Here is a 4,268-nt window from a genome sequence, read left to right on the forward strand (position 1 = left end):
GCTTCCCAAAATAGTCCATAATATTTGATAACTTGCAGGTAGCAAAGTTATGCGCCAATCGGGGTGTCGCCTGATTGGTTGACAGCTTGGTAAAAAGAGCTTGAACCGAGGAACCGTATGAGGGAAAGCTTCACGTACGGGACTGTGGGGAGGGCGCCGGGTAACCGGTGCCTTTACCCGGAAGCGGACCAGAGGAACGTATGCGCCCTATCCAATCTCAATGGCTGGTCCGCTGAGTTTAGCGTTGGGCTAGAAAATCACCAATCATATAATATTCCAAAAAATTCAAAAAACAGTTGCTATTTGCACCACATTTGGTACGCTTCATACATGGTTGCCAATTTCAGATTACAGATTGTTTTTTATAAATCGGACTCAGGGAAAGAGCCGGTACGAGATTGGCTAAAAAAACTCGACAAAGAAGATCGTAAAGTCATTGGAGAGGATATAAAAACTGTTCAATTCGGCTGGCCATTGGGAATGCCGCTTGTCCGTAAAATTGAGAAAGGCCTGTGGGAAGTTCGTATCCAGTTGGATAATCGAATCGCACGCATTCTATTCACCGCTCATGAAGGTATGATGATATTATTGCATGGTTTTATAAAAAAATCTCAGAAAACTCCAGCAAACGACTTGAAAGTCGCAAAACAGCGTATGGTAACTTTTGGAGGTCAGCATGAATAAACACATTGGAAGCAGTTTTGATGATTTCCTAGAAGAGGAAGGTTTATTAGCAGAAACAGAGGCAGTCGCTATTAAACGAATAATAGCCTATCAAGTTTCCCAGCTAATGCAATCTCAAAAATTGTCAAAAGTTGCCATGGCTCGGCAAATGAATACAAGTCGCTCTGCATTGGATAGACTTCTTGATCCAAAAAACACATCTATTACTCTTCAAACATTAGAACGTGCCGCCCATGCTATCGGCAAACGGTTACGCATTGAATTTGCGTAACAAATAGCCCAACAATTTTAGCTGACCCGCGAACAGCGCCGTCTTCACGTTCCGCAAACGCGCTGAGCCCTGTCGTTCGGGGGCTGGATCCAAAAAGTTGCAGGTGAATTTTAAGGCTACCAGAGATAACGAATTGGGTACTGTATAATAAGCGGGTCAGGGGTAAGAATTATTAGCGAATGCTCAATAGCCTGACATACAAGCATACGGTCAAAAGGATCTTTGTGAGGAGTAGGTAGTTTACATAGGTGCAGAGTGTCTTGTTCCGATAAATCTAAAGGGGTGACCAAGTGTCTTTTCCGCTCTTTGGGAATAAATTGATCAGGTGAGAGAGGAAGAGACAATTTGCCTAAGCGATATTTAACATTGATTTCCCAGGCAGAAACAGCACTTAGATAGACTTCATTTTTTGGGTCGGCAAAAGCGTCAACTGCATTGGAAGAAAGCTCATTACTTCCAATGGTCAACCAGAGAAAAGTGCAGGTATCGAGGAGAAGTTTCACGAGCCTTCGCCATTAAAAGCAGCAACAATATCATCCGGGAGAGGCTCAAAAAAAGCATCGCTAATTTGAAATTCAGGATATTCTTTGCCCGCCAGACCAATTGGACGTTTTTTATTTGGGAGTGCCGCAATCGGTTTTATTTCAGCAATAGGCACATTCCGTTTGCAGACTATTACGGTTTCTCCGTTGCTAACTTTTGCAAGGTAGCTTGAGAAATGAGTTTTTATTTCATTTATATTTAAGTTTATCATAATTTTATTGTAAGTCACAATGTTGGTCATGTCAACGACATATGTTAGCCCAAATAAAAAGAAACTGTTAATAATAAAGAAAATCCTTATGATTAAGGCATTAGAACTCGCAACATTATTTAAGTAACACCATAGGTGCTTGTCGCCGAACCAGGCGCTGGAGATGGGCTGGGCAAAGCCGTGCCGTTTTTGAAAGGCAGTATTTGACCGGTAGTTTTTACCTTTATCATAGTTTTTCGGTTATCGTTGCCCAGCCACTCAGCTTTACGTTCGCTATAAATTAAAGGGCAATAATCATTATGGATTTTTGGCTGACAGACGAAATAAAGGAACTGATGTTTCGACCGTGTTTGGACATTTCTGGCCACATTGGTAGACGTCTTGATAACCGACGACGCATGGATGAGTCCATCGACGAGCGTGCACTTACTGAAGATTTCGTTGATCATTTTGACTCACGTTCAAGTATCAGTTCGTGGAACGGCGTCATCAATCGCCTTCGGGAGTATCAAATTTTCCTGAATACATCTGTCAAGAAATGCACTCGCGAGCATCATATCGGTGCCGAAAAAAGATAAGCTACGCTGTAACATAGAAGGTGAGAAATTAATTTTAGTCCCTATTCGTAAGAGAAAATATACTTTAGAAGCATTACTGTCCCAGGTAAAGGAAGAACCAGCAGAAGAAATTTCATGGGGCAAACCTGAAGGGGGGGAAGTTTGGTAAGCTATACCCCAAATCGTGTTGATTTCATTTATCTCAACTTTGATCCTCAAGCAGGCCATGAACAGATGGAAAATCGGCCTGCTTGAGTTGTTAGTCACAGATCGTTTAATCAAAAAATGGGATTTATTTTTGTTTGTCCTGTCAGTAATACTCAACGTAAAAACCCATTTTATGTAACCATTCCAATTGGAATGAAGATTACAGGAAAAATAATGGCAGATCAACTACGTTCTTTAGATTATAGAGCAAGAAAAGCCTTTTTCATCAGCGAATGTTCAGAGGATTTACTACAAGAAGTGTTGATGCGAATAGAACCAATTATGTTTTAATTTTTTTAGGGTTTAATTCCCAGCAGCTTGCTGCGGGGCAGTTCATTTATCTTAGACGGGATAAGTGCGCTAATCAAGATGACACCCAAGCTCATTTACTTCGATCTCAAAAAGGGAATTCTTATCATTTAAATAATAGTTATATCGTAAGGAGGTAATAACAATGAAAAAAAGAAGTATGACAAAATTGATTTTGGCTGTATGCAGTGTTTTTTTGGCTGCAGGTATGCTTTGCACCTTAGCACTGGCTGAAGAAGATGAAATAAATATATGGGTTGAACCTTATATGATTAGTTTGAATGCTAATGATGAACGCAAAGCAGATAATGAAATTGTGGTGACTTTAGGTTGTAATTTAAACGGAATGAGGATAACTGATGAAGATATAAAATTTATGATTAGCGATGATGATGTTGCTGTGGCAGTAAGTGCTCGTGTGACACGAACGGGTTTAGTCCAGGTATATTTTGACTGGGCAGAAATCCAGGAATATGCAATAAATAACAATCTTAAGGAGGAAGTTGTTGTAACTGTCAGCGGTTCTTATACATATGAGCCAATTGGTGGTGGAGACCCATATGGTACTTTAACGTTTACAGGAGATGGCGTTGTCTTTTTCAGATAAAAGACAGGATTGACCTGATTTTTTTATTTTCAACTGAGCCGAAAACCGCCATATTCATCTAAATCCATTGTGTGAAAACATTTAAAGAGAAGATGAATAAAGATAAAAAGGTGAAAAACCAATTTGAAAAAATTAATTCGCAATTCAAGCTTTGACACCAATTTATTGCTGCGAACGGGAACCACAACAATTTCAAAAACAAATCCATGCACTTCATGCTTTTCAGACGTCTTTTTCAACAAAACAACCCATCATTGTTCCTGTAAAGACATTATTATCTCAATTGGTGTAAAAGAAGGGAGCTTCCCAGGCTGTGTGCGGACTTGCGGGACGTGTTTAGTCGTTAGGAAATGAATATTTCCCCTTGACTAAATATCGGATATCAATTATATGGCTTTTTAGGAAATAAATGGGATTCAGAAATTATGGGAATACAGGAAAGGAAAGAACGGGAGAAAGGAAGAAGGCGGCAGCAGATAATGATAGCCGCAAAAAGGGTGTTTTCTCTAAAGGGCTTTAACAAGGCTACAATGGAAGATATTGCCAATGAAGCTGAGTTAAGTCCAGGCACCCTTTATCTTTATTTTAAAAACAAAGATGAGCTATGTGCTTCCCTTTCTCTCAGGATACTACAATATCTGAATATTAAATTAAAACATGTAAGCAGTGAAAAGGATTTAGAGCCGGAACAGAAAATAAAAGCATTAAAAGAAGCCATGTATGACGTTTATGAATTTGATCCTTTAATACTTATCAACATGTTTCATCTACAATCAGGCGAAAGCCTTAAAAATTTATCCCCTCAGCTAGTTTCAGACATAAAAGAATTGTCAAATAATTCAATCAAGGAAATGGCTGATATATTTGAAGAGGGAATAA

7 protein-coding genes and 1 pseudogene are annotated in these 4,268 nt (G+C 39.3%); 6 read left to right on the forward strand and 2 right to left on the reverse strand.

From position 1 onward, the window contains the following. Nucleotides 1–330 precede the first annotated feature (330 nt). Both P9Q65_RS13045 and P9Q65_RS13050 read left to right on the forward strand, forming a co-directional pair. Nucleotides 331–684: a type II toxin-antitoxin system RelE/ParE family toxin gene (locus P9Q65_RS13045; protein ID WP_304509939.1), complete on the forward strand. Its 354-nt coding sequence runs from the start codon at nucleotides 331–333 to the stop codon at nucleotides 682–684. Continuing rightward, the gene (locus tag P9Q65_RS13050) at nucleotides 677–955 is read left to right on the forward strand and encodes an XRE family transcriptional regulator (protein WP_304509940.1); all 279 of its coding nucleotides are present in this window, start codon (nucleotides 677–679) and stop codon (nucleotides 953–955) included. The genes P9Q65_RS13045 and P9Q65_RS13050 overlap by 8 nt, the downstream gene beginning before the upstream one ends. A gap of 116 nt (nucleotides 956–1,071) precedes the next feature. On the opposite strand, the gene P9Q65_RS13505 is transcribed toward P9Q65_RS13050, so the two are convergent. Beyond that, a complete protein-coding gene (locus P9Q65_RS13505) occupies nucleotides 1,072–1,458 on the reverse strand; it encodes a type II toxin-antitoxin system VapC family toxin (protein ID WP_442870854.1) in 387 nt (128 codons plus the stop codon). Further along, nucleotides 1,455–1,727: a type II toxin-antitoxin system Phd/YefM family antitoxin gene (locus tag P9Q65_RS13055; RefSeq protein ID WP_304509942.1), complete on the reverse strand. Its 273-nt coding sequence runs from the start codon at nucleotides 1,725–1,727 to the stop codon at nucleotides 1,455–1,457. The genes P9Q65_RS13505 and P9Q65_RS13055 overlap by 4 nt, the downstream gene beginning before the upstream one ends. Nucleotides 1,728–2,270: 543 nt before the next feature. On the opposite strand from P9Q65_RS13055, the gene P9Q65_RS13060 reads away from it, so the two are divergent. From P9Q65_RS13060 to P9Q65_RS13070, 4 genes and pseudogenes are all read left to right on the forward strand, one after another. Continuing rightward, nucleotides 2,271–2,435, forward strand: coding sequence for an AbrB/MazE/SpoVT family DNA-binding domain-containing protein (locus tag P9Q65_RS13060; protein WP_304509944.1), 165 nt, complete (start codon nucleotides 2,271–2,273; stop codon nucleotides 2,433–2,435). 98 nt (nucleotides 2,436–2,533) lie between these two features. Beyond that, nucleotides 2,534–2,764, forward strand: a pseudogene (locus P9Q65_RS13510) (type II toxin-antitoxin system PemK/MazF family toxin); the annotation flags it as partial. Between the two features lie 163 nt (nucleotides 2,765–2,927). Beyond that, nucleotides 2,928–3,389: a hypothetical protein gene (locus P9Q65_RS13065; protein WP_304509946.1), complete on the forward strand. Its 462-nt coding sequence runs from the start codon at nucleotides 2,928–2,930 to the stop codon at nucleotides 3,387–3,389. Between the two features lie 425 nt (nucleotides 3,390–3,814). After that, nucleotides 3,815–4,268: TetR/AcrR family transcriptional regulator (locus P9Q65_RS13070; RefSeq protein ID WP_304509948.1), on the forward strand; the 454-nt coding region annotated here is incomplete at its 3' end.

It is taken from the genome of Anaerotignum sp., from assembly GCF_030625865.1.
In the GTDB taxonomy this organism is placed as follows: domain Bacteria; phylum Bacillota; class Clostridia; order Lachnospirales; family Anaerotignaceae; genus Chakrabartyella.